Origin of the sequence: Bacillus sp. NTK034 (assembly GCF_017303275.1) — a bacterium.
GTDB lineage: Bacteria > Bacillota > Bacilli > Bacillales > Cytobacillaceae > Cytobacillus.
In genome coordinates, this window is sequence record NZ_JAFKOJ010000001.1 from 524,659 (window position 1) to 546,573 (window position 21,915).

Annotated in this window: 26 protein-coding genes; 18 read left to right on the forward strand and 8 right to left on the reverse strand. The window is 39.5% G+C overall.

Going from position 1 to position 21,915, the window contains the following annotated elements; translation table 11 throughout:
* Positions 1-4: 4 nt before the first annotated feature.
* Positions 5-781, forward strand: a complete 777-nt coding sequence (locus JI665_RS02740; RefSeq protein WP_206835975.1) for a Cof-type HAD-IIB family hydrolase — start codon at positions 5-7, stop codon at positions 779-781.
* Between the two features lie 67 nt (positions 782-848).
* Here the strand turns inward: JI665_RS02740 and def are convergent, their stop codons facing one another.
* A complete protein-coding gene (def, locus tag JI665_RS02745; protein WP_206835978.1) occupies positions 849-1,400 on the reverse strand; it encodes a peptide deformylase in 552 nt (183 codons plus the stop codon).
* A 170-nt stretch (positions 1,401-1,570) separates the two neighbouring features.
* Positions 1,571-1,705 (reverse strand): YjcZ family sporulation protein, encoded by a 135-nt coding sequence (locus JI665_RS02750; protein ID WP_081757237.1) that lies wholly within the window; start codon positions 1,703-1,705, stop codon positions 1,571-1,573.
* Positions 1,706-1,970: 265 nt separating this feature from the next.
* On the opposite strand from JI665_RS02750, the gene JI665_RS02755 reads away from it, so the two are divergent.
* The 5 genes from JI665_RS02755 (at position 1,971) to lpdA (ending at position 8,194) form a co-directional block, all read left to right on the forward strand.
* A complete protein-coding gene (locus tag JI665_RS02755) occupies positions 1,971-2,639 on the forward strand; it encodes a YkyA family protein (protein WP_206835981.1) in 669 nt (222 codons plus the stop codon).
* 602 nt (positions 2,640-3,241) lie between these two features.
* A complete protein-coding gene (gene pdhA / locus JI665_RS02760) occupies positions 3,242-4,357 on the forward strand; it encodes a pyruvate dehydrogenase (acetyl-transferring) E1 component subunit alpha (RefSeq protein WP_009330982.1) in 1,116 nt (371 codons plus the stop codon).
* A 3-nt stretch (positions 4,358-4,360) separates the two neighbouring features.
* The gene (locus JI665_RS02765) at positions 4,361-5,338 is read left to right on the forward strand and encodes an alpha-ketoacid dehydrogenase subunit beta (protein ID WP_206835984.1); all 978 of its coding nucleotides are present in this window, start codon (positions 4,361-4,363) and stop codon (positions 5,336-5,338) included.
* 87 nt (positions 5,339-5,425) lie between these two features.
* On the forward strand, positions 5,426-6,778 hold the full coding sequence (locus JI665_RS02770; protein WP_206835986.1) for a dihydrolipoamide acetyltransferase family protein: 1,353 nt from the start codon (positions 5,426-5,428) through the stop codon (positions 6,776-6,778).
* A gap of 6 nt (positions 6,779-6,784) precedes the next feature.
* Positions 6,785-8,194: a dihydrolipoyl dehydrogenase gene (lpdA, locus tag JI665_RS02775; protein ID WP_206835989.1), complete on the forward strand. Its 1,410-nt coding sequence runs from the start codon at positions 6,785-6,787 to the stop codon at positions 8,192-8,194.
* A gap of 50 nt (positions 8,195-8,244) precedes the next feature.
* Here the strand turns inward: lpdA and JI665_RS02780 are convergent, their stop codons facing one another.
* The gene (locus tag JI665_RS02780; protein ID WP_206835991.1) at positions 8,245-8,622 is read right to left on the reverse strand and encodes a small peptidoglycan-associated lipoprotein; all 378 of its coding nucleotides are present in this window, start codon (positions 8,620-8,622) and stop codon (positions 8,245-8,247) included.
* Between the two features lie 288 nt (positions 8,623-8,910).
* Here JI665_RS02780 and JI665_RS02785 point away from each other — a divergent pair, with 288 nt between their 5' ends.
* The gene (locus JI665_RS02785; RefSeq protein ID WP_009330977.1) at positions 8,911-9,156 is read left to right on the forward strand and encodes a hypothetical protein; all 246 of its coding nucleotides are present in this window, start codon (positions 8,911-8,913) and stop codon (positions 9,154-9,156) included.
* Between the two features lie 60 nt (positions 9,157-9,216).
* Here JI665_RS02785 and JI665_RS02790 read toward each other — a convergent pair whose 3' ends face one another.
* Positions 9,217-10,731: a glycine betaine uptake BCCT transporter gene (locus JI665_RS02790; RefSeq protein WP_206835992.1), complete on the reverse strand. Its 1,515-nt coding sequence runs from the start codon at positions 10,729-10,731 to the stop codon at positions 9,217-9,219.
* A 370-nt stretch (positions 10,732-11,101) separates the two neighbouring features.
* Between JI665_RS02790 and JI665_RS02795 the strand changes: the two genes are divergently transcribed.
* Positions 11,102-11,962, forward strand: a complete 861-nt coding sequence (locus JI665_RS02795) for a polysaccharide deacetylase family protein (RefSeq protein ID WP_206835994.1) — start codon at positions 11,102-11,104, stop codon at positions 11,960-11,962.
* 40 nt (positions 11,963-12,002) lie between these two features.
* Here JI665_RS02795 and JI665_RS02800 read toward each other — a convergent pair whose 3' ends face one another.
* Positions 12,003-12,440 (reverse strand): DUF1885 family protein, encoded by a 438-nt coding sequence (locus JI665_RS02800; RefSeq protein ID WP_206835996.1) that lies wholly within the window; start codon positions 12,438-12,440, stop codon positions 12,003-12,005.
* A gap of 171 nt (positions 12,441-12,611) precedes the next feature.
* Here JI665_RS02800 and JI665_RS02805 point away from each other — a divergent pair, with 171 nt between their 5' ends.
* Both JI665_RS02805 and JI665_RS02810 read left to right on the forward strand, forming a co-directional pair.
* Positions 12,612-12,911, forward strand: coding sequence for a DUF3055 domain-containing protein (locus JI665_RS02805; protein WP_206835998.1), 300 nt, complete (start codon positions 12,612-12,614; stop codon positions 12,909-12,911).
* A 211-nt stretch (positions 12,912-13,122) separates the two neighbouring features.
* On the forward strand, positions 13,123-13,257 hold the full coding sequence (locus JI665_RS02810; RefSeq protein WP_019381676.1) for a GapA-binding peptide SR1P: 135 nt from the start codon (positions 13,123-13,125) through the stop codon (positions 13,255-13,257).
* Between the two features lie 42 nt (positions 13,258-13,299).
* Here the strand turns inward: JI665_RS02810 and JI665_RS02815 are convergent, their stop codons facing one another.
* Positions 13,300-14,769: an aminotransferase class I/II-fold pyridoxal phosphate-dependent enzyme gene (locus JI665_RS02815; RefSeq protein WP_206836000.1), complete on the reverse strand. Its 1,470-nt coding sequence runs from the start codon at positions 14,767-14,769 to the stop codon at positions 13,300-13,302.
* 308 nt (positions 14,770-15,077) lie between these two features.
* On the opposite strand from JI665_RS02815, the gene JI665_RS02820 reads away from it, so the two are divergent.
* Together JI665_RS02820 and JI665_RS02825 are read left to right on the forward strand one after the other, a co-directional pair.
* Positions 15,078-16,034 (forward strand): NAD(P)H-dependent flavin oxidoreductase, encoded by a 957-nt coding sequence (locus tag JI665_RS02820; RefSeq protein ID WP_206836002.1) that lies wholly within the window; start codon positions 15,078-15,080, stop codon positions 16,032-16,034.
* Between the two features lie 56 nt (positions 16,035-16,090).
* Positions 16,091-16,366, forward strand: a complete 276-nt coding sequence (locus tag JI665_RS02825) for a UPF0223 family protein (protein WP_206836003.1) — start codon at positions 16,091-16,093, stop codon at positions 16,364-16,366.
* A gap of 77 nt (positions 16,367-16,443) precedes the next feature.
* Here the strand turns inward: JI665_RS02825 and JI665_RS02830 are convergent, their stop codons facing one another.
* Positions 16,444-17,064, reverse strand: a complete 621-nt coding sequence (locus JI665_RS02830) for a YktB family protein (RefSeq protein WP_206836005.1) — start codon at positions 17,062-17,064, stop codon at positions 16,444-16,446.
* Between the two features lie 195 nt (positions 17,065-17,259).
* Between JI665_RS02830 and JI665_RS02835 the strand changes: the two genes are divergently transcribed.
* The 3 genes from JI665_RS02835 to JI665_RS02845 all read left to right on the forward strand — a co-directional run bounded on the left by JI665_RS02835 (position 17,260) and on the right by JI665_RS02845 (position 18,937).
* On the forward strand, positions 17,260-17,454 hold the full coding sequence (locus JI665_RS02835) for a hypothetical protein (protein WP_035328635.1): 195 nt from the start codon (positions 17,260-17,262) through the stop codon (positions 17,452-17,454).
* Between the two features lie 225 nt (positions 17,455-17,679).
* Positions 17,680-18,480 (forward strand): inositol monophosphatase family protein, encoded by an 801-nt coding sequence (locus tag JI665_RS02840; protein ID WP_206836007.1) that lies wholly within the window; start codon positions 17,680-17,682, stop codon positions 18,478-18,480.
* Complete coding sequence (locus JI665_RS02845; protein WP_206836009.1) at positions 18,467-18,937, forward strand: GNAT family N-acetyltransferase; 471 nt, start codon at positions 18,467-18,469, stop codon at positions 18,935-18,937. Before JI665_RS02840 ends, JI665_RS02845 begins: the two co-directional genes overlap by 14 nt.
* Positions 18,938-18,976: 39 nt before the next feature.
* Here the strand turns inward: JI665_RS02845 and JI665_RS02850 are convergent, their stop codons facing one another.
* The gene (locus tag JI665_RS02850) at positions 18,977-19,162 is read right to left on the reverse strand and encodes a YlaF family protein (protein WP_113881805.1); all 186 of its coding nucleotides are present in this window, start codon (positions 19,160-19,162) and stop codon (positions 18,977-18,979) included.
* A gap of 215 nt (positions 19,163-19,377) precedes the next feature.
* Between JI665_RS02850 and typA the strand changes: the two genes are divergently transcribed.
* The 3 genes from typA to JI665_RS02865 are packed head-to-tail and all read left to right on the forward strand — an operon-like array spanning position 19,378 to position 21,863.
* The gene (gene typA, locus JI665_RS02855) at positions 19,378-21,216 is read left to right on the forward strand and encodes a translational GTPase TypA (RefSeq protein WP_206836011.1); all 1,839 of its coding nucleotides are present in this window, start codon (positions 19,378-19,380) and stop codon (positions 21,214-21,216) included.
* 26 nt (positions 21,217-21,242) lie between these two features.
* On the forward strand, positions 21,243-21,557 hold the full coding sequence (locus JI665_RS02860) for a YlaH-like family protein (protein WP_009330961.1): 315 nt from the start codon (positions 21,243-21,245) through the stop codon (positions 21,555-21,557).
* Positions 21,558-21,572: 15 nt separating this feature from the next.
* Complete coding sequence (locus JI665_RS02865) at positions 21,573-21,863, forward strand: hypothetical protein (RefSeq protein ID WP_206836013.1); 291 nt, start codon at positions 21,573-21,575, stop codon at positions 21,861-21,863.
* The last annotated feature ends 52 nt before the right edge of the window (positions 21,864-21,915 follow it).

Genomic DNA, 21,915 nt, shown 5'->3' on the forward strand with positions numbered 1-21,915 from the left:
TTAAATGAAAAAGATTGTTTTCTTTGATATAGATGGGACTTTATTAGATCACGATAAAAACTTGCCGGACAGTACGAAAGAGGCAATCGTCAAGCTGAAAAAGAATGGGACTTTCGTGGCAATTGCTACCGGCAGGGCTCCTTTCATGTTTGAAAGTCTTCGCAGCGATCTTGATATTGATTCATTTGTCAGCTTTAATGGTCAATATGTAGTATTCGAAAACGAACCTATTTACCGGAATCCTCTAAAATCATCTGAGATTGAAAAGCTATACCTGCATGCACAGTCAAACGGGCATCCATTGGTGTTTATGAATGAGAAAACGATGAAATCTACTGTACACCACCATGCATTTATTGAGGAAAGCATGGGGAGCTTAAAGTTCCCGCATCCGGAGGAAGATCGTGAGTTTTACAGCGGCAGGGAATTATATCAATCGCTGCTGTTCTGTGAGGAAAAGGATGAGGAAAAGTATATTTCTTCTTCTATATATCCTGATTTTGGCTTTATCAGGTGGCATCCATACTCTGTTGATGTTTTGCCTGCAGGCGGGTCTAAAGCTGAGGGAATAAAACAAATGATAAAAAGGCTTGGGTTTGATTTGAAGGATGTATATGCGTTTGGAGATGGACTAAATGATATAGAGATGCTTAACGCTGTCGGAACCGGGATAGCAATGGGCAATGCAGAAGATGTGGTTAAGAAGGCAGCAGACCATGTAACTTCCGGCGTGGACGATGAAGGAATTTGGAAGGGACTAAAGGAACTTCAATTAATATAGAAAATGAAGGAAAGCATCCGTATAATTATCTGGAGGCTTTCCTTTTGTTATGCTATGCAGCAGCAATCTACCGTTCTATAGCAATTGCATTTTCAATCGGCTGTAACGGATTTTGTTTATTAATGTGATCGTAAAACATGATTCCGTTCAAATGATCAATTTCGTGCTGAAATACAATGGCTGGCAGCCCTTTAAGCTTAAGTTTAACTTCTTTGCCCTCCAGGTCGGTACCTTTTACAGTCACTTTTGCATATCTGGGCACAAAACCGGGTATGGATTCATCAACAGATAGACAGCCCTCCCCAGCAGCCAGATAAGAACGCTGCACAGAATGGCTGATGATCTTAGGGTTAAAGAGAGCATAACTGTATAGCTCCTGGTTATAGGTAACATGAACAGCGATGATCCGCCTCGAAATATTAATTTGAGGAGCAGCTAAACCAATGCCGGCCCTTAAGCCATATTTTGCAGAAAGCTCTGGATCCTGGCTGTTTTTTACATATTCCATCATTTCTTTTAAGATTTGTATTTCTTCTGAAGATGGAGGCATGTTCACTTCCGCGGCAATTTTCCTTAAAGTTGGGTGGCCGTCGCGAATAATATCTTTCATGCTCAGCATGATTATCACTCCCGCTAAGTAATAAAGAATAGAAAAATGGCTAAATTATTGGCAAGAAGATCAAATGGCATAGCCCAAAAAAGCCATGTGTCTATTTAATTATATTCAGTCTATCAGAGCGGGGCAAAAAAGTTAATAAGAGAAGGCGCCCTTGGCACCTTCTCAAGTAATTAAAACTTCCAGCAAGCGCAGCCAACTATGATTAAGAGAATGAATAATACTACAATTAACGCAAATCCTCTGCCGCAGCCGGCTCCTGCTACTGGATAACCGCATCCATAACCGTATCCGCCATATCCGTACATGAAGGATAACCTCCCTAAAGTAAGATTATCGTCCATTTTTTTTTGACTTGCCGCATCGGACGATTAATATAGCCTATGTTTCATATGATGTTTGGTGTAGGCCTTTGCCCAAGTCATAAAGGAAAAATGAAGTGAATAGATTTAAATTATACTTGTAAAAAGGACAAGCTCTGCAATGGTGCGAAGTGTGTCAAACCAAAGGGCTATTGTCAAACCGGACAGGTACCTTTATAGTTAAAAATGTTATTAGTAAGGAGGTTTCAATGTGTCGATTTTGAACAAAAGCAGACTGCTGCTTGTTTTTATCATAGGGGCTTTCATCCTCACAGGCTGTATGAACAGTCCTGATCCGGAGGAAAAAATGTATGATGTGCTGGAGGATGTAGTAGCTAAAGAAAAGGAATTTGAGAAGCAGCAGGAACCGCTCGTAAAGCTGGAGAAAAGAGAAAAGGAATTATACGATAAAATTATCAACCTGGGAATGAAGGATTTCGAGGAAATTAAAAAGCTGTCTGATGAAGCTTCCTCCATTGTGGATCAGCGGATAACTCATATGGACAAAGAGCAGGAAAGCATCCTGGCGTCAAAAAATGAATTTGAATCATTATCTCCGATCATAGAGGAGATAGAGGATCAAAAATTAAAAGATAAAGCCAAAGAGCTGTATGAAATTATGATGGACAGGTATAAAATCCATGACACTCTTTACGAGGATTATTCGAAAGCGACGCAATTAGATAAAGAGTTATATGCCATGTTTAAAAAGGAAGATCTTACTCTAGAACAGCTGGAAGACCAGGTAAGCAAAATAAATGACATGTATGAAAAAATACTGGCTTCAAATAAGCAGTTCAATGAAAAAACAAAAGAGTATAATGAATCAAAACTGGATTTCTATAAAGAAGCAGGTCTTGAAGTAAATACAGAAGAATAATATTAATGCCGGCATATTTATGCCCGGCATTTTTTTGCTTTTTGGCTATTCTAAAAGCAGGAATGGAAGGAAACAGAGACTCACAATGAATCCGCTTTCTATTTGGGAGCAGTTCTTTTTATTTTAAGATAATGACAGGTGATTTTTCTTTACTATAACACATCAAAATATAAGAGTTTTTTATAGTACAGATAGAAATAAGCCGATAATACAGTTTAGGTTATCAATAAAAAATATAAAAAGTATGCATACTGTGAAAAACAAAAAGCAAGGTAATTGACTAAGGTCTTGAAGGTGTATTAAACTAAATCTCGTAATTATTTCTGTATCAATTATGTTGCAAAATAAATTGATACAGAATATGATAGTTAAAGATGAACAGAAAGACGTTTTTTTAGAAGTGATCTGTGGAACACTATTTAAAAGTATGCATATGGCAGTCACATGTTCTGCTATTTAGAGATGCTTAATAAAACATGCCTAAATGAGAAAACTTTATGCCTTTGAAAGAGTATCTAATATGGCTTCGTTTTGGGTAACCTAAATTTTGTGTATAAAAACTCTTAATTAACGTCTTTTTATGAAAGGAAAGGGTGACTGATATGGCTTCTAAAACAAAGAAGGCACAATTCGATGCTAAAAAACAGCTCGAAACAGTTGAAGAACAGTTCCAAACTCTACAAATTTTAAACGAAGAAGGCAAGGTTGTTAATGAATCAGCTATGCCTGACTTAAGCGATGAGCAGCTTCAGGAATTAATGCGCCGTATGGTATATACTCGCATTCTTGATCAGCGATCTATTTCACTTAACAGACAAGGCCGTTTGGGCTTCTATGCTCCTACTGCAGGACAGGAAGCTTCTCAGCTTGCATCCCATTTTGCATTGGAGAAAGAAGATTTCATTCTTCCAGGATATCGTGATGTTCCTCAAATCATATGGCACGGCCTTCCGTTATACCAGGCTTTCCTATGGTCCCGCGGACACTTCGAAGGCGGAAACATCCCTGAAGGTGTAAATGTCATTTCACCTCAGATTATCATTGGAGCCCAATATATTCAGACTGCAGGGGTCGCTCTTGGAATGAAGAAGCGCGGCGAAAAGAAAGTTGCCATCACTTATACTGGCGACGGCGGTGCTTCACAAGGTGACTTCTATGAAGGCATCAACTTTGCAGGAGCATTCAAAGCACCTGCTATCTTCATTGTTCAAAATAATCGCTTTGCCATCTCTACTCCTGTAGAAAAGCAATCAGCCGCGAAAACAATTGCACAAAAAGCAGTGGCAGCCGGAATACCTGGAATTCAGGTTGATGGTATGGATCCGCTTGCTGTGTATGCAGCTGTTCGTGAAGCGCGTGAACGTGCATTGAATGGTGAAGGTCCTACACTAATCGAAACTTTGACTTACCGCTACGGTCCACACACAATGGCTGGTGACGATCCAACACGTTACCGTACTTCTGATCTTGATAATGAATGGGAAAAGAAAGATCCGCTTGTTCGTTTCCGCAAGTTCCTTGAAGATAAGGGCATCTGGAATGAAGACATGGAAAACGAAGTAATTGAACAAGCAAAAGAAGATATTAAAGAAGCAATTAAAAAGGCTGATGACACACCTAAACAAAAGGTTACTGACCTTATGAACATCATGTATGAAGAAATGCCTTATAACCTAAAAGAACAGTATGAAATATACAAAGAAAAGGAGTCGAAGTAAGCCATGGCGCAAATGACAATGATTCAGGCAATTACTGATGCTCTTCGCACAGAATTGCGCAACGATCCGGATGTTTTGGTATTCGGTGAAGATGTGGGCGTAAACGGCGGCGTTTTCCGTGCTACCGAAGGCCTTCAAAAAGAATTCGGCGAAGAGCGTGTATTTGATACACCACTTGCTGAATCCGGAATCGGCGGTCTGGCAGTCGGTCTTGGTTTACAGGGCTTCCGTCCGGTACCTGAAATTCAATTTTTTGGATTCGTTTACGAAGTAATGGATTCTATCTCCGGCCAGCTTGCACGTATGCGTTACCGCTCTGGCGGAAGATACAGCGCACCTGTTACAATCCGCTCACCATTTGGGGGAGGCGTACATACTCCTGAAATGCACGCGGACAGCCTTGAAGGCTTAATGGCTCAACAGCCTGGCCTTAAAGTTGTTATCCCGTCAACACCTTATGATGCAAAAGGGTTGCTTATTTCAGCTATCCGTGATAACGACCCGGTTATTTTCCTTGAGCACATGAAATTATACCGTTCTTTCCGCCAGGAGGTCCCTGAAGAAGAATATACTATTCCTCTAGGCAAGGCAGAAGTAAAGCGTGAAGGTTCAGACTTAACAATTGTGACTTACGGCGCAATGGTTCATGAATCATTAAAAGCGGCTGAAGAGCTTGAAAAAGAAGGCAAGTCAGTTGAAGTAATTGACTTGCGTACTGTTGCACCGCTTGATATCGAAACGATTATTGCTTCTGTTGAGAAAACAGGCAGAGCAATAGTTGTTCAGGAAGCGCAAAAACAAGCTGGTATTGCAGCAAATGTCGTTGCAGAAATCAATGATCGTGCAATTCTCAGCCTGGAAGCTCCAGTCCTGCGTGTAGCTGCACCAGATACTGTATTTGCTTTCCCGCAAGCTGAAACGGTTTGGCTTCCAAACTATAAAGATGTAATCGAGACAGCTAAAAAAGTTCTTGAATTTTAATTGTATATAACTGATAACACAAGGGGGAAAATATCCCCCTGACGTGTTTTACTATGAACGAGCGAAATAATAGGAGGGTGAATTCCATTGGCATTCCAATTTAGATTGCCTGATATCGGTGAAGGTATCCATGAAGGTGAAATCGTCAAGTGGTTTGTAAAGCCAGGCGATGAAGTACAAGAAGATGACGTGCTTTGTGAAGTTCAAAATGATAAAGCAGTTGTAGAGATTCCTTCCCCTGTTAAAGGTAAAGTTGAAGAAATTCTTGTTGAAGAAGGTACAGTCGCAACTGTAGGTCAAGTATTGATCACTTTTGATGCTCCAGGATATGAAGACCTTAAATTTAAGGGAGACCATGAAGATGAGGCTCCTAAAGAAGAAAAAACAGAAGCACAAGTACAGGCAACAGCTGAAGCTGGCCAGGACGTGAAGAAGGAAGAAGCTCCTGCACAAGATGCACCAAAAGAAGGAGTAGTTATTTCCGAGGCTGATGTTGATCCTAACCGCCGCATTATTGCGATGCCTTCTGTTAGAAAATATGCTCGTGACAAAGGCGCGGACATTCGCCAGGTAGCTGGAAGCGGCAAAAATGGGCGCATTCAAAAAGCTGACATTGATGCCTTCCTGAATGGCGGGGCACAAGCTCAGTCTGCTGAAGCACCTGCAGAGGAAGCTGCACCAAAAGCTGAAGCAAAAGAAACTGCACCTGCAGCTGCACAGGCGATTCCTGCTGGACAATATCCAGAAACACGCGAGAAAATGAGCGGAATCCGTAAAGCTATTGCGAAAGCTATGGTAAACTCTAAGCATACGGCTCCACACGTTACATTAATGGATGAAATTGATGTTACAAAACTTGTTGCACACCGCAAGAAATTTAAAGAAGTTGCAGCTAATAAAGGAATTAAGCTTACATTCCTTCCTTATGTGGTAAAAGCATTAACAAGTGCATTGCGTGAATTCCCGGCACTAAACACTTCAATCGATGATGCAGCAGGTGAAATCATTCAAAAGCATTACTACAACATCGGTATTGCAGCGGATACTGAAAAAGGTCTTCTTGTGCCAGTTGTTAAGGATGCAGACCGCAAGTCTACATTCGCCATTTCAAATGAAATCAATGAGCTAGCTGGTAAAGCGCGTGATGGCAAGCTTTCTCCAGATGAAATGAAGGGTGCTTCATGCACAATTACAAATATCGGTTCTGCCGGCGGTCAATGGTTTACTCCGGTTATCAATCATCCTGAAGTTGCGATTCTTGGAATTGGCCGCATAGCTGAAAAGCCAGTAGTGAAGGATGGAGAAATTGTTGCTGCTCCAGTATTGGCATTGTCACTAAGCTTTGACCACAGAATTATTGATGGAGCAACTGCACAAAATGCATTAAATCACATCAAGCGTTTACTGAACGATCCAGAACTATTGTTAATGGAGGCGTAATAACAAATGGTAGTAGGAGATTTCCCAATCGAAACAGATACTATAGTCATTGGTGCGGGTCCTGGTGGATATGTTGCAGCGATTCGCGCAGCACAGCTTGGACAAAAAGTAACAATCGTAGAAAAAGCTAATATGGGCGGAGTTTGCTTAAACGTTGGATGTATTCCTTCAAAGGCTTTAATCGCAGCAGGCCACCGCTACGAGAATGCAAAGCACTCAGATGTAATGGGTATTACAGCTGAAAATGTAAAAGTTGACTTTACAAAAGTACAAGAATTTAAATCCGGTGTAGTTAATAAGCTTACTGGAGGAGTAGAAGGTCTTTTAAAGGGCAATAAAGTCGACATCGTACGCGGGGAAGCTTACTTCGTTGATTCGAATACCCTTCGTGTAATGGATGATAATTCCGCACAAACTTATACGTTTAAAAATGCGATCATTGCTACAGGATCTCGTCCAATTGAATTGCCAGCGTTTAAATTCTCTAAACGAGTTCTTGATTCAACAGGTGCCCTTGCACTTCAAGAGATTCCTGAAAAAATCGTCGTTATTGGCGGCGGTGTTATCGGAATTGAACTTGGCGGAGCTTATGCGAATTTTGGTTCTCAAGTAACAGTTCTTGAGGGTGCAGATGATATCCTTATCGGTTTTGAGAAGCAAATGTCATCACTTGTTAAACGGAACTTAAAGAAAAAAGGCGTTGAATTCATTACGAAGGCACTTGCTAAAGGTGTTGAAGAGAATGAAAACGGAGTTACCGTTAAGTTTGAAGAAAAAGGCGAAGAGAAATCTCTTGATGCAGATTATGTATTTGTAATGGTTGGAAGACGTCCAAATACAGACGAACTGGGCTTAGAACAAGCCGGCATTAAAATGACTGAACGCGGTGTTATTGAAATCGATAAACAATGCCGTACGAATGTAAGCAACATTTATGCTATTGGTGATATTGTTGCAGGTCCTCAATTGGCTCATAAAGCTTCTTACGAAGGTAAGATTGCTGCAGAAGCAATTGCAGGCCATAACGCAGAAATTGATTACTTAGCAATCCCAGCTGTGGTATTCTCTGAGCCTGAATTGGCTTCTGTAGGATATACTGAGCAGCAGGCTAAAGAAGAAGGAATCGAAGTTACGGCAGCGAAGTTCCCATTCGCAGCTAATGGCCGTGCCCTTGCGCTTGATTCCACTGACGGCTTTTTAAAGCTAGTGACACGCAAAGAAGACGGCCTAGTAATCGGTGCCCAAATCGCTGGCGCAAGTGCCTCTGATATGATTGCTGAGCTAGGTTTGGCTATTGAAGCAGGCATGACTGCAGAAGATCTTGCCATGACTATTCATGCTCATCCAACATTGGGTGAAATCACAATGGAAGCAGCAGAAGTTGCTATTGGAAGCCCAATTCACATTGTAAAATAATAATTAAAAAAATCCTTCCTGCCAGGGGAGGATTTTTTTGTAAATGATGATTATTTTTCATCCATAGCATCGGCAAGTGGATTAATAATCTTCTCTTTGGGTACAGTGCCTTTTATTTCTACAATCACTTTATCTTGATATACCAGCAGCATGGCAGGGCAGTTCTCTACATTATAATTGCTTATATGGCTGGATTCAGATGCTGTAATGACTTTCATATTCTTAATCAGTTCCGGATAGTTGCTCTTTAATTCGATGATGGCATCATAATAGGCAATTTCCTGTTCATATTGTTTATTATCCGTGAAAAAAATGAGCTGTTTAACACTATCGTCTATCTTCAGCTCTTTTTTTACTTCCTTATGATTGCATGAAGAGGTCACAAACAAGAGTGCAGTAATTAATATCAGCGGCAGACCTTTCATCATTTTGCCCTCACTTTATTATAAATTCCACCTTATGACATAAGATTGTTTTATCTGAAGTAGTATAGAAGTCTTGGTAATTTTCCAGTCTTCTAACAGTTGATGAGCAATTCATAATAAGTATCTAATATTAATGAGTATTTTATCATATAGCGATAGAAAATTTTGGCTTGTCATTCAAATGTTACAGAAATGAAAAATAAGAATATCCTTTTCAACATATATTACATACACAAGTGTTTCTTCTATTAAAATAACGGGTAAGGATTAAAAAATTTGGTGGTGGAGTGTATGAAGATTTATACAGCTCTTTTGCTGCAGATGTTAATTTGGAGCGGATATACTTTCATTGAATGGCTGTCAAAATATGACCAGCTCATATATAAAGTCATTATGTTTTTTGTTTTTTTCTATTTGGCAATAAACATTGGAAATTGGGTAATTAAGTCTGCTAAAAAAACATTTATGGTAACTGTTATGAGCCTAAGCTTATATGCATCTTTCCATTTTGCAATGTCCTACTTGTCTCATTGGTAAAGTTACGGGAAAAGAGAAAAAATCGGCACCTTTTGCAGGTGCCGATTTTTTTAGGCTTTATCAGCTGTTTTTTTTCGGGATGACTTCTTCTTTAAACGATTTAGCCAGCGAAACCACAATTAGAAGCATAATGATGGTAAATGGAAGTGCAGCTATAATGGAAGCCCTTTGGAGTGCTTCGAGACCTCCTGTCCATAAAAGGATGGCTGCAGATGCTGATTGAATAATGCCCCAGACAAATTTTACTTTACCCGGAGGGTTCAGGCTTCCGTTCGTCGTCTGCATTCCCAGAACAAAAGTAGCTGAGTCTGCAGAAGTAATAAAGAATGTGCTGATTAAGAAGATAGCCAATGAGCTGAGAACAGTGCTGAAAGGGAAGTTATCAAACACAGTAAACAGTGCTACTTCCATTCCCTGCTGCTCAATTGTTTCCATAATAGGCTTAGCCTCGAAGAATTCAAGGTATATACCTGTTCCTCCAAAAACAGAGAACCAAAGTGCCCCAAATAGGGTGGGAACAGCAAGTACACCAATAACGAATTCTCTTATTGTCCTTCCACGGGATATTCTGGCTATGAACGTACCAACAAATGGCGCCCAGGCAATCCACCATGCCCAATAAAAAATGGTCCAATCCTGAAACCATGTCAGCTCCTGATCAAAGGGGCTGAGCCTGAAGCTCATGGATGGAAGGTTTTGAAGATAAGAGCCAATCGTCGTTGTGAACAGGTCCATTATAAAGTTAGACGGACCTACAAACAGCAGAAATAATAATAAAGAAATTGCTAAGATAATATTTAAATTACTTAAATATTTTATTCCTTTGTTTAATCCAGTCTGTGCTGAAAGCATAAACAAGACGGTTACAACGATAATAATAATTAATTGAGTGGTGAAATTATTACCGATACTGCCGAATATTCCAGATAGTCCTCCGGAAATCTGAATAGCACCCAGACCTAATGATGTTGCAACTCCAAAAACAGTAGCAAAGACGGCAATAAAATTAATTATTACGCCCAGCGGCCCATCCACTTTGCTCCCTAAAATTGGCCTCAAAATGGAGCTGATAACTCCCGGTGCACCTTTTCTGAACTGGAAATACGCGAGTGCAAGCCCAATGACAGTATAAATAGCCCATGGATGAAGACCCCAATGGAAAAAGGAGTACCTCATGGCTGCCCTAGCTGCTTCTGGTGTCTGTCCTTCCAGAAATGGAGGTGCATAAAAGTGATACATTGGTTCTGATACTCCCCAAAAAACCAGGCCTATTCCCATCCCGGCACTAAAAAGCATGGCAAACCAGGATAAATAGCTATATTCTGGCCTATCTGCATCCTTGCCCAGACGAATATTCCCGTATTTGCTGAATGCTAATAGGATTGAAAAAATCAAAAAGATAGAAGCTGATAATAGGTAAAACCAGCCGAACTTCTCCAATATGAATCCTTGAATAGTTGATGTAACAGAATCAAGATTGCCTTTTGGCAGTATGGTCTTTGGGACAAGTCCCCATAAAATAAATATTGCTGTGAATATGACTGAAACCGTAAAAACGGGTGTCAGTTTCTTCATCCAATCCCTCCAATTCTTAATAAAATGAACCTAAATAAAATAATTCTGTAAAACTCCCAATCCTTAAAATGCAGGAAAATAAGTATTCCGCATTTCTGACAGTATAGCTTGATTTTTTAAAGCATTTTGAAGCTCAGCAGGGGAGAGCAGCTTCCCGAAAAAGATCGCCAATGTAAAATCGAAAGGATGTAAAGATCAAAAACTGAATTCTGAATTTTACTTTTGAATGTTCAAAACGGACCTGTTTCGGGTAAAATCAGTAGGTAATGGTAAGGTGTCAAAAAGGGGAACAACTCTTTTAAAAAGGCCATTTTACATACTAACACTTATTGGTGTGAGTTTAAAGGAATATGCACTGCAGGAGGTCAATATGAGAATAACAGGACTTGTCATAGGTGTTTTCTTTCTAATGATTCTGGCATCGTGTACGGATCATACTGCGGTTGAAAGTCAGCCATCAGAATTGGAAAAAGAAGAGTATAAGCAAGAAGAAAATAATTCGGATGACCATTCCAAATTTCATGAATCGAAATCGGAGAAGAATAAAGAAGATGCCGAAGAAGAGCCGGAAGAAGAAGCAGTATCCTTATTAGAACCGCAATATAGGATAAATGCAAGTAATTGGACAATAGAACCAATGAATCAGGCAAATTCAAAAGTTGTATTACTGACCATTGACGATGCGCCGGATAAAAATGCATTGGAGATGGCCAGGATCTTAAAAAAACTAGCTGCACCGGCTATATTTTTTGTTAATGGGCACTTCATTGATACTCCGGAAGAAGCAAAAGTTTTGAAGGAAATACACGAACTTGGGTTTGCTATCGGTAATCACACATACAGCCACCCCAACCTGAAAACCTTATCAGAGGCACAGCAGTATAAAGAAATTGTTGGTCTTAATGACCGAGTAGAAGAGATTATTGGAGAGAGGCCAAAGTTCTTCCGGGCACCATTCGGATCCATTTCTGACTACAGCAGAAAAGTCGCCAAGGATGAAAACATGCTCCTCATGAATTGGACATACGGATATGACTGGGAAAAGGAATATCAGTCAAAAGAAGCTTTGGCAGATATAATGATTAATTCACCCTTTTTAGTGAATGGTGCAAACTTATTGATGCATGATAGGCAATGGACAAAAGAAGCTCTAGAGGATATTGTGAAAGGTCTGCAGAATAAAGGATTTACCACAGTTGATCCCGCTCAAATCAGCCAGGAAATAGAATGAGAACAGCAGCTGCTGTTCTCAACGTTTTTATTGGAATCAATTATTTTTTTTTATAATAGTACATGATTCTTCCATTGAAGAGATGCAATTCACCTTGCAGCTTTTTAGCGAGAAATTTGCAAAATTCATTTGCTTTACCTTTATCTCCAAATGTTGCACCTTCCGGCAATGTAACCTGTATGTACGCCTGCTCCCGTTCAGAACCGTCTTCCTCAATAACTTTTTCTTTATCAACGCCTAGCAATATGGCGTTATATCGGTCATGGTCAGAATAAAGGTAAAACCAGGTTCCTTTTGCATCAGGCTTCTCTTTAATTTCATAAGGAAAGGCTGCATCATTATAGTCCCAATTTATCTGATTGCCTGTTTTGCCTGTAATATCCTTATAATATAAGAAAAGTTCTTTAAGCTCTTCTGTTGAAATATTTTCCTTAGCTGATGAAGGAACCAGCTTGATAAAAGAATTAGCCGCCAACATCTATCCCCCCATTATCCCCAAAATTATGGTAACGAACGTCCTCCTTCATTCTAGCATTAGATAAAATCTTATGACAACTTAAAATAGTAAGGCAAAATTAAATTACTTGTCAAATCGCCTATATTAAATTATAATAATATTCTAAATATTTATTTAAAAAGGAGGAATTTTATGGATTTATTTGAGAAGCTCTATGATGAGCATGAAAACGTGAATGTCCGTTTTGTTGGCTTTACGACAGAGTCAACCCGTTATGATTTTGGAATTGTCTATACAAACCTCTTCTTTTCCAAGCCTCTGGTTATTTGTATGCAGACTGGCCGCTCAACTCTCCTCGACCCTAAAGATCTCGAAGACATCGAATACTTGCAAAAGGCATTCAAGCTTGATTTATATGAACAGGCGGCTGATTTAAGCGAGTTTTTCTCAGAAGCAATCCCCGGTGCGCGTTTTGAAGAACAATACGATTAAGCAAAAAAAAACAGGCCAAATTGGTCTGTTTTTTTTATTATGTCATACTAATAATAAAGGTTTATAAATGGCGTTAACGTAAATACCAATAAAAAACAATAATTATGTTATACAATTAGGCTTGATAAATTAATAGTGTTATATTATTATTGATATATAGATAAAGCGCTTTCAACTAAAATTAAAACTCAATGAAAAGGAGAATGAAAAGATGGGTACAATCGTATGCCAGGCTTGCAATTCAACTATTGATCATTTTGAGGATGAAAAAGTAACTGTACTATATTCAAAAAAATGTAATTGCTGTGACGGAGAAAAAACAGAGAATACAAAAAATAATCGTTAATCATAAAAAGAGCCTTTCCTAAAAGTGGAAGGCTCTTTTGCATTATCTGATGGCCCGGTGCTCTTCAATAACACGAAGATATTTAAAGTCGTAATCTTCAGGCCCTTGAACTGGAAGTCCCGCTTCCATATTCGTTTTTATATAACGCAGGTTTTCCTTAGTAATGATTTCTCCTGGAATAAATATAGGTATTCCGGGTGGATAAACCATAATGAATTCAGCGATAATTCTTCCTTCTGACTCGTCAAATGGAACCAGTTCTGTATCAGCATAAAATGCGTCACGGGGTGTAAGTGATAAAACGGGAATATCAGGCAGCAGCACTTGAGTTTCAAGCTTTTCAGTATTTCCTTTGCGCTCACTAGCGAGTTCGGCAAGAGCAGAAACTAAAATATCAGCTTCTCTTTCAGTGTCACCGGGGGTAACGATGCAAAGAATATTATATAAATCAGACATTTCTACTTCAATATTATGATGTTCCCGGAGCCAATTTTCCACATCGAAACCATTCATGCCAAGTTCTTTGACAGAAATAATCAATTTGGTCGGATCGTAGTCATGCGCCGCTTTTGTTTCCAGTATTTCTTCGCCGACACAATATAGCCGGTCAATTTCATTGATGCGGCGGCGAATGGACTGGGCCAAATCAATAGTCTTTTGAATAAGGTCCTTTCCTTCAGTCGCAAGACGTTTTCTGGCAACATCCAAGGAGGCAAGCAATAAATAAGAAGTGGAAGTTGTTGTCAGCATGCTTAAAATGGATTGTACCCTTTTGGCCGAAACAAGATTCCCTTTCATATTTAATATTGAACTTTGTGTCATCGATCCGCCCAGTTTGTGGACTGACGTTGCTGCTAAGTCAGCGCCGGCCTGCATGGCTGATAATGGAAGTTCGTCATGGAAGTGAATATGCACACCATGTGCTTCATCCACAAGTACAGGCACATTGTATGAATGGGCTATTTCAACAATTTTCCTAAGATCAGCAGATACACCGAAATAAGTAGGATTAATTACTAATACCCCTTTGGCGTCCGGATGAAGTTCCAGTGCTTTCGAGACTGACTCAGTTGTAATGCCGTGAGATATACCCAGGTTTTCATCAATTTCAGGATGTATAAAAATAGGGGTTGCCCCTGAAAAAACAATTGCAGACATGACGGATTTATGAACATTCCTCGGAACAATGATTTTATCCCCTGGCCCGCAGACAGCCATAACCATGGTCATGATGGCTCCGCTCGTTCCTTGTACAGAGAAGAATGTTTTATCCGCCCAAAAAGCCTCTGCTGCAAGATCCTGTGCTTCTTTTATAATGCCTTTTGGCTGATGAAGATCATCGAGTGGACCAATGTTGATCAGGTCAATGGCGAGTGCATTATCACCTATATATTCCCTGAATTCCGGATCAATCCCGGCACCTTTTTTGTGGCCGGGTATATGAAACTGTACCGGATCCTTTTTTGCGTGTGCAAGCAAACCGCTGAACAGCGGTGTTTTGTATTGAGACAACTTATTCCCACACCTCTTTAAAATTAATATTTCAATATGCTCATGCTGTTATAAAACATTTGCATTATAGCATTATTCAATCCCTTTGCATAGAAAGTTTTATTGCATATTCATCCTGATAAAGCCTGTCTGGTTACCGCTCCTGAAGACGAAAGGTTTGCCCAATCCCGATTGAAGGGTTCGTCATATGCTTGTCGTCCCTGGACAGCCGCCACCACATTTCGATTTGCCATTAGTTTTAGAAGTTAACAGGAATTTTAACCTTATAAATAGAAATAAAAAGTCAGGAAGAAATGGAGGGTTTATAAATGAAGTGGAACACACGTGTGACAGAATTATTAAAAATTAAATATCCAATTATACAGGGTGGCCTTGCCCATCTTGCTTATTCAGACTTGGCAGCAGCTGTTTCAAATGCAGGAGGATTAGGGCAGATTACTGCAATGTCTCTCAGCAGCCCGGAAAAATTAAGAGACGAGATCCAAAAGGTTAAGAAATTGACAGATAAACCATTTGGGGTTAATTTTGCTATTGGGCAGCATGGAAGGCCATTTTCTCATTACCTGGATATTGCAATTGAAGAAGAAGTTCCTGTTATTTCTATGACAGGGGGGAATCCTGCGCCTATTTTTGATCAGTTAAAGGGTGTAAATGTTAAGAAACTTGTACTTGTGGCGGCAAAACGGCAGGCAGTAAAGGCAGAGGAACTTGGGGCAGATGCTGTGATGGTCGTTGGACAGGAAGGCGGAGGACATTTAGGCAGGGATGATATTGGAACCTTCGTTCTAGTTCCTCAGGTGGCTGATGCTGTATCCATTCCTGTTATTGCCTCAGGAGGAATTGGAGACGGCAGGGGCCTGATGGCAGCTTTAAGTCTTGGAGCAGAGGGTATTGAGATGGGGACAAGATTTGTTGCGACAAAGGAATGCGTCCATGCTTCTGAATTATATAAAAATCGTTTAGTCGAAGGAACAGAAAATGACACAGTAGTAATAAAAAGAACTATAGGTGCACCTGCAAGGGTAATAGCTAACTCATGGACGGAAAAAATACTCGAAATCGAAAAACAAAACGGCGGCTATGAGCAATTAAAAGACTACATTAGCGGGAATGCTAATAAAAAATATATATATGAAGGGAACGGCCATGAAGGATTTGCATGGGCTGGACAAGTTATGGGATTAATTAAGGATATCCCCTCAGTTGAAGAACTATTCCAGCGGATCGTTGCAGAAGGAGAATCAATCAGGGGAAAATGGGTTTAATATTGATAAAATAATGTGAAAATACATCATGACTATCATAAATGAGGTGAAGTGAAATGGAATATCAGTACCCGATTGACCAGGATTGGTCAACCGAAGAAATAGTTGACGTTATTAAATACTTTGAAAGCATTGAAATGGCATACGAAAAAGGAATTGAGCGGGAACAATTCATGAATGCATATAGACGCTTTAAGGAAATCGTTCCGGGAAAAGCCCACGAGAAAAACATTTGTGATGAATTTGAAGAACAAAGCGGTTATTCCTCCTATAGGACCGTTAAATTGGCCAAAGAACGTTCAGCAGGGGATAAAGTAAGAATGCAGAAATAGACTTAGTAAAAAAACAAAACCTTCAATTTGAAGGTTTTGTTTTTTTAGCTGCCTATTCCACGATATGCGAAACATGTTTATGCCATTTTGTATAGGGGTAATAAATTTCTAAATACAGATTCAGCTTTTTGAATAAACTGATCAGATGACATCTGAACGGCATCTTCTCGAGAAATATGATAGCCGCAAAGAATTTCAGCTTTTTTAACATTTTGCAGGCGCTGAAACATGGATTTTAATTCTTCTTTGGAAATTTGATTATGAGGAACAGCATCTGGTTTTGTGTGATCGCCTGACCAGACATAATCCTTGGGTATTTCTTTATAAAATATATCCAGGCTGTTTTCAAAAGATTTGCCTGCAGCAGCTTTATTCGGTGCTTCATATATGATGGCAAACCAGATGAATACATGCGTTTCCCATAAACCTATCTGGAAATGAGGAACCATTTTGTATCCCCGCGCATTGCCTGCAAATGCAACCCACGTATCATTTGGCGGATTCTTTGTTCTTCTGGCATGCTTAGCAACATGAGGGAATATTTCATCTCCGGACATGTTTGAGAGAGAAGGTGCAAAATGGCGTCCCAAGTCTTCCAACTTAGGCCTAATAACAGATTTTAACCTGTCCATTCTTTCATCAAGTCCATCTATTTTGAAGACATCGAAATCATCGTTTGTAAAACCAGAAAAAGACATAAGCTAACCTCCTATATGCTTTGTCAAATATTGTAGCATAACCTCGAACAATCCAAAAATTTTAAGCTCTGAAGAAGCGGCTAAATAAAGTTTTAGGTTATCGCACAAATTAGTTGCAACTGAGAATTGTCCTTCATATGATAATAGTAAAAATAATCAGAAAATTAATCACTATTGGAAGGGGTGTACTGTCTAATGAAACAACTTATGAATACAGTGAAGAAAAAAAATGGTGATAGGGAAAGAACAGCGGTCTTAAGGCTGGAAATGGATTATGAGTTAGCTACTTTGTTTGATGCCATGTCAGAAAAAAATGAAGATCTCCAGAAACAATCTAAGCTAAAGCTTGAAAAAATCAGGCAGGAACTTCTTAGATTAAAAGCACTTTAAGATTAATTGTGACTAAAGGAGAAAAGGCAGAAAAAATGCAAATGAAAAGAAAAAATAATTAGAAACGGACTCCCTGATTTCATGAGGAGTTCGTTTATTATTTTGGCAATTGTTTTTACCTGCAAATGATAACCCGCATCATAGGAGAGTATATAACTTGAAGAACCCAGCTAATTCATTTAAGCTAGTTATATTTTAAGGATATACCAAGCGGAGGGCGGACCTATGACAAATTGGAGTGAAATTCATACATATGCCAAAGCCTTGATTAGAGAGGCCGGCGAAAATATTAAAAATTCTTTCAGCAAAACTTTGACCATCACCACCAAGTCAAATGCAAACGATTTAGTGACAGATATAGATCAGGAAACAGAACAATTCTTCATAAAAAAAATTAATGAAAAATATCCTGGCCATCGAATCCTGGGTGAAGAGGGTTTCGGTAATAAACTAAGCGATATGGAAGGAATTGTGTGGATTATTGATCCAATTGACGGAACAATGAATTTTGTCCATCAGCAAAGAAACTTTGCTATATCAATAGGCATTTATGAAAACGGAAAGGGAAAAGTTGGTTTAATTTACGATGTAGTCCATGATGAGTTATATCATTGCATGAAGGGGCAGGGTGTTTTCCTGAATGATTTGGAACTTCCGCCATTAAAGGAAACGGATGTATCAAAGGCAATAATCGGATTGAATGCTACCTGGGTTACGGAAAATAGAAGAATTGATCCATCACTCCTGGCTCCCCTCGTAAGAAATGCAAGAGGAACCCGATCCTATGGTTCAGCAGCAATTGAAATGGCATATATTGCATCCGGTAGGGTTGATGCATACATAACAATGCGTCTGGCTCCATGGGATTTCGCCGCTGGTGTGATCATGATTGAGGAATTGGGAGGAATTGCAACAACCGTTAAAGGTGATCCTCTGAATTATCTTGAAAACAATTCTGTTTTTGTCTCTAAGCCTGGGCTTCATCAGGAAATCATGAAAGAATACTTAAAAAATGGCAATTGGTAATATATCAAGCAGCAGGTTCACAGATGAAGACTTGCCATTTTTTTTAGAGGTCATTAAGGATAGTGCTGCCTGGGAAGAAGAAGAAAAAAGCGGGCATAACCTGAGGGATTATATGGCGAGGTATCAGGAATTAAACGGGGAGTGGAGAATTTGGAGGCTCGATGGAGAACGGATAGCCGTCACATTCCACTTAAATTCATCTCCTTCTAACCGGAAACCCTGGCTAGGTACCATCCTGGTTAAGAACAGTATTCGCAGGAAAGGAATCGGTACTAAGATTATTGAGCTGTTAGCCGAAGAATTAAAGCAAAAAGGAGAAAAGTCTTTCTTTTCAGGTGTTCCTGAGAACCGGCATGATTGGATATATTTTTTAAGTGATGCCGGCTTTGAGCAATTCAAAATGGAGGCTTCTCCCGATGGCAAAGACTTCTTAATAATGGTCTGTCCATTAATTTGATAAAGCTGCAGCTCAGAGCTGCAGCTTTTATTGCCGTTTCTATAATAAACCGTCTTCTCTCATTTTCTTCTTTGTTTTAAAACCGTATCCCATTACAAAAATTAAAGCAATGATGGCAATGATCATCCCTATTATGCTTCTTTCAGCTACAGCAACGCCTATGCCCATCATGCATAGAGCTGCCCCAATCGCAAAGGCTAATAAAGGCCACTTGATTTTGTTCATAAATTTTTTACACTCCCAAGCGGATTATTTTAAGTAAATACTGGCAAAAAATATGTAAAGAGAATAAAAATGAACAGCATACATCAGAAATAATTCCTTTTCAACATTATTTTACACAAAAAGCTTTTAGGTTTCTATAGTAATTGTGATATAATGTATCAGTTGTGAAAAATGTTGAAAAAATGATTCAGTTTCTATAAATAGGAGGAAATCTTTTGAAATTAAGAGAAGATATTCGAAATATTGCAATTATAGCCCACGTTGACCATGGTAAAACAACATTGGTTGACGAGCTTTTAAAACAGTCCGGGACTTTCCGTTCAAATGAGCACGTGGAAGAGCGCGCAATGGATTCAAACGATCTGGAAAGAGAACGCGGTATTACGATCTTAGCTAAAAACACTGCAGTTAAATATAAAGATACCAGAATTAACATTCTGGATACGCCTGGACACGCAGATTTCGGCGGTGAAGTGGAACGTATCATGAAAATGGTTGATGGTGTTTTATTGGTAGTTGATGCATATGAAGGCTGTATGCCTCAAACACGTTTCGTACTCAAAAAGGCTTTGGAGCAAAAATTAACACCAATCGTAGTAGTAAATAAAATTGATAAGGAATCTGCACGCCCAACAGAAGTTGTTGATGAGGTTATCGATTTATTTATCGAACTTGGTGCAGACGAGGACCAGCTTGAATTTCCGGTTATTTATGCTTCTGCTATTGCTGGGACTGCAAGTACAACTCCTGATAAACAGGATGATGATATGCATTCTGTTTATGAAGCAATTATAGACCATATACCAGCACCTATTGATAATCGTGAAGAGCCGCTACAATTCCAGGTTGCACTTTTAGATTACAATGATTATGTGGGAAGAATCGGAATTGGCCGTGTATTCCGGGGAACAATCAAGGTTGGCCAGCAGGTTGCCTTAATGAAGCTTGATGGTTCAGTTAAGCAATTCCGGGTTACAAAAATCTTTGGCTTCTTCGGCCTTAAACGCGAGGAAATTCAAGAAGCGTTTCCAGGAGATTTGATCGCTGTTTCCGGAATGGAAGACATCAACGTCGGGGAAACAATCTGCCCTGTCGAACATCAGGAAGCACTGCCTGTTCTAAGAATAGATGAGCCAACATTGCAAATGACTTTCGTTGTAAATAACAGCCCATTTGCAGGAAGAGAAGGCAAGTATATTACGGCCAGAAAAGTTGAAGAAAGATTGCGTGCCCAGCTCGAGACAGATGTGAGTCTTCGTGTCGAAAATACAGATTCACCTGACGCTTGGGTTGTATCTGGACGTGGAGAACTTCATTTATCAATCCTCATTGAAAATATGCGCCGTGAAGGTTTTGAATTGCAGGTTTCCAAGCCTGAAGTAATTATTAGAGAAATTGATGGTGTTCGCTGCGAACCGGTAGAACGTGTTCAAATTGATGTGCCAGAGGATAATACCGGCTCAATCATTGAATCAATGGGTACACGTAAAGGTGAAATGCTTGATATGGTCAATAACGGAAATGGCCAAGTGCGACTGACATTCAACGTCCCAGCCCGCGGACTAATTGGCTACTCCACAGAATTTATGACGCTTACTCGCGGATATGGTATTATCAATCACACATTTGACAGCTACCAGCCTGAAATTAAAGGACAAATCGGAGGCAGAAGCAAGGGTGTGCTTGTTTCCATGGAAAGCGGAAAGTCATCCACATATGGTATTATGCAAGTAGAGGATAGAGGTACCATTTTCGTTGAACCAGGTACTGAAATCTATGAAGGAATGATTGTTGGAGAGCATACTCGCGAAAATGACCTTACTGTCAATATTACTAAAGTAAAGCATGCAACCAACATCCGTTCTGCTAATAAGGATCAAACGAATGTAATTAAAAAGCCGCGTATTTTGACTCTTGAAGAAGCTCTTGAATATTTGAATGATGATGAGCTGCTTGAAGTAACACCTGAGTCAATCAGACTGCGCAAAAAAATTCTTGATAAAAATGAACGTGAAAGAATGGCCAAAAAGAAAAAATACGCTGAAACTAACTAAGGCTAAGAAGGGGAGGAGAGAAGGATATGGATGTTTCACAGCGCCTGTCTTTTTTCGCTGCTTTGTTCAAAGTCCATGAGAATCCCACAACTGGAATGTGGCTTCTATATATAACAATTGTTCTACTGTCCATACTGGTTTTTAAATTGGGGTTTGCCAAGAAACTTCCTATAATAAAATCAGCTGTTATATATACCTTCTTGATTTTAGGATGTACCGTGCTGACATTTCTTGGGGTATTCCTTCCTGTAGCAGAAGGCCTTGTGGTTGCTGCGTTAATTTTGATTATCTATAAAATCCGCCTTCACCAGGAAAAGAAGGAACAGGCAAAGGCGGAATAACCGGGAGAGACTGAGATGAAATCTTTGCAGGATTCACTGTATAACTGGTTAACGATAAAAATTGTCTGTGATGAACGTCCGGATGATACAGCAGCAGCAGACACAGAAAGAATGTTTTTTGACATTCTTGCACAAGAGCATAAGATTTCTGATATCGAAGTTGAAAAAGATGAAGTAATGTACTTTGTGCATTATACTAAGGATACAGAACGGAAGAAGAGCCGTTTTCCACGTGAGTTAATAGAAGTGATGCTTGATCAGATTCAAAATGAACCTGAAAAGTATGTGAATTATCCAGAGAAATAAGAAAAGCCGTCCCTAAATGATGTTAGGGACGGCTTTTTTATGCTTCGCCTGA

Bases quoted from the DNA above. Each gene is read 5' to 3' on its own strand.
- JI665_RS02740 (WP_206835975.1), top strand. From the start codon at position 5: ATGAAAAAGATTGTTTTCTTTGATATAGATGGGACTTTATTAGATCAC.
- def (WP_206835978.1), bottom strand. From the start codon at position 1,400: ATGCTGAGCATGAAAGATATTATTCGCGACGGCCACCCAACTTTAAGG.
- JI665_RS02750 (WP_081757237.1), bottom strand. From the start codon at position 1,705: ATGTACGGATATGGCGGATACGGTTATGGATGCGGTTATCCAGTAGCA.
- pdhA (WP_009330982.1), top strand. From the start codon at position 3,242: ATGGCTTCTAAAACAAAGAAGGCACAATTCGATGCTAAAAAACAGCTC.
- JI665_RS02765 (WP_206835984.1), top strand. From the start codon at position 4,361: ATGGCGCAAATGACAATGATTCAGGCAATTACTGATGCTCTTCGCACA.
- lpdA (WP_206835989.1), top strand. From the start codon at position 6,785: ATGGTAGTAGGAGATTTCCCAATCGAAACAGATACTATAGTCATTGGT.
- JI665_RS02780 (WP_206835991.1), bottom strand. From the start codon at position 8,622: ATGATGAAAGGTCTGCCGCTGATATTAATTACTGCACTCTTGTTTGTG.
- JI665_RS02785 (WP_009330977.1), top strand. From the start codon at position 8,911: ATGAAGATTTATACAGCTCTTTTGCTGCAGATGTTAATTTGGAGCGGA.
- JI665_RS02790 (WP_206835992.1), bottom strand. From the start codon at position 10,731: ATGAAGAAACTGACACCCGTTTTTACGGTTTCAGTCATATTCACAGCA.
- JI665_RS02795 (WP_206835994.1), top strand. From the start codon at position 11,102: ATGAGAATAACAGGACTTGTCATAGGTGTTTTCTTTCTAATGATTCTG.
- JI665_RS02800 (WP_206835996.1), bottom strand. From the start codon at position 12,440: ATGTTGGCGGCTAATTCTTTTATCAAGCTGGTTCCTTCATCAGCTAAG.
- JI665_RS02805 (WP_206835998.1), top strand. From the start codon at position 12,612: ATGGATTTATTTGAGAAGCTCTATGATGAGCATGAAAACGTGAATGTC.
- JI665_RS02810 (WP_019381676.1), top strand. From the start codon at position 13,123: ATGGGTACAATCGTATGCCAGGCTTGCAATTCAACTATTGATCATTTT.
- JI665_RS02820 (WP_206836002.1), top strand. From the start codon at position 15,078: ATGAAGTGGAACACACGTGTGACAGAATTATTAAAAATTAAATATCCA.
- JI665_RS02825 (WP_206836003.1), top strand. From the start codon at position 16,091: ATGGAATATCAGTACCCGATTGACCAGGATTGGTCAACCGAAGAAATA.
- JI665_RS02830 (WP_206836005.1), bottom strand. From the start codon at position 17,064: ATGTCTTTTTCTGGTTTTACAAACGATGATTTCGATGTCTTCAAAATA.
- JI665_RS02835 (WP_035328635.1), top strand. From the start codon at position 17,260: ATGAAACAACTTATGAATACAGTGAAGAAAAAAAATGGTGATAGGGAA.
- JI665_RS02840 (WP_206836007.1), top strand. From the start codon at position 17,680: ATGACAAATTGGAGTGAAATTCATACATATGCCAAAGCCTTGATTAGA.
- JI665_RS02845 (WP_206836009.1), top strand. From the start codon at position 18,467: ATGGCAATTGGTAATATATCAAGCAGCAGGTTCACAGATGAAGACTTG.
- JI665_RS02850 (WP_113881805.1), bottom strand. From the start codon at position 19,162: ATGAACAAAATCAAGTGGCCTTTATTAGCCTTTGCGATTGGGGCAGCT.
- JI665_RS02860 (WP_009330961.1), top strand. From the start codon at position 21,243: ATGGATGTTTCACAGCGCCTGTCTTTTTTCGCTGCTTTGTTCAAAGTC.
- JI665_RS02865 (WP_206836013.1), top strand. From the start codon at position 21,573: ATGAAATCTTTGCAGGATTCACTGTATAACTGGTTAACGATAAAAATT.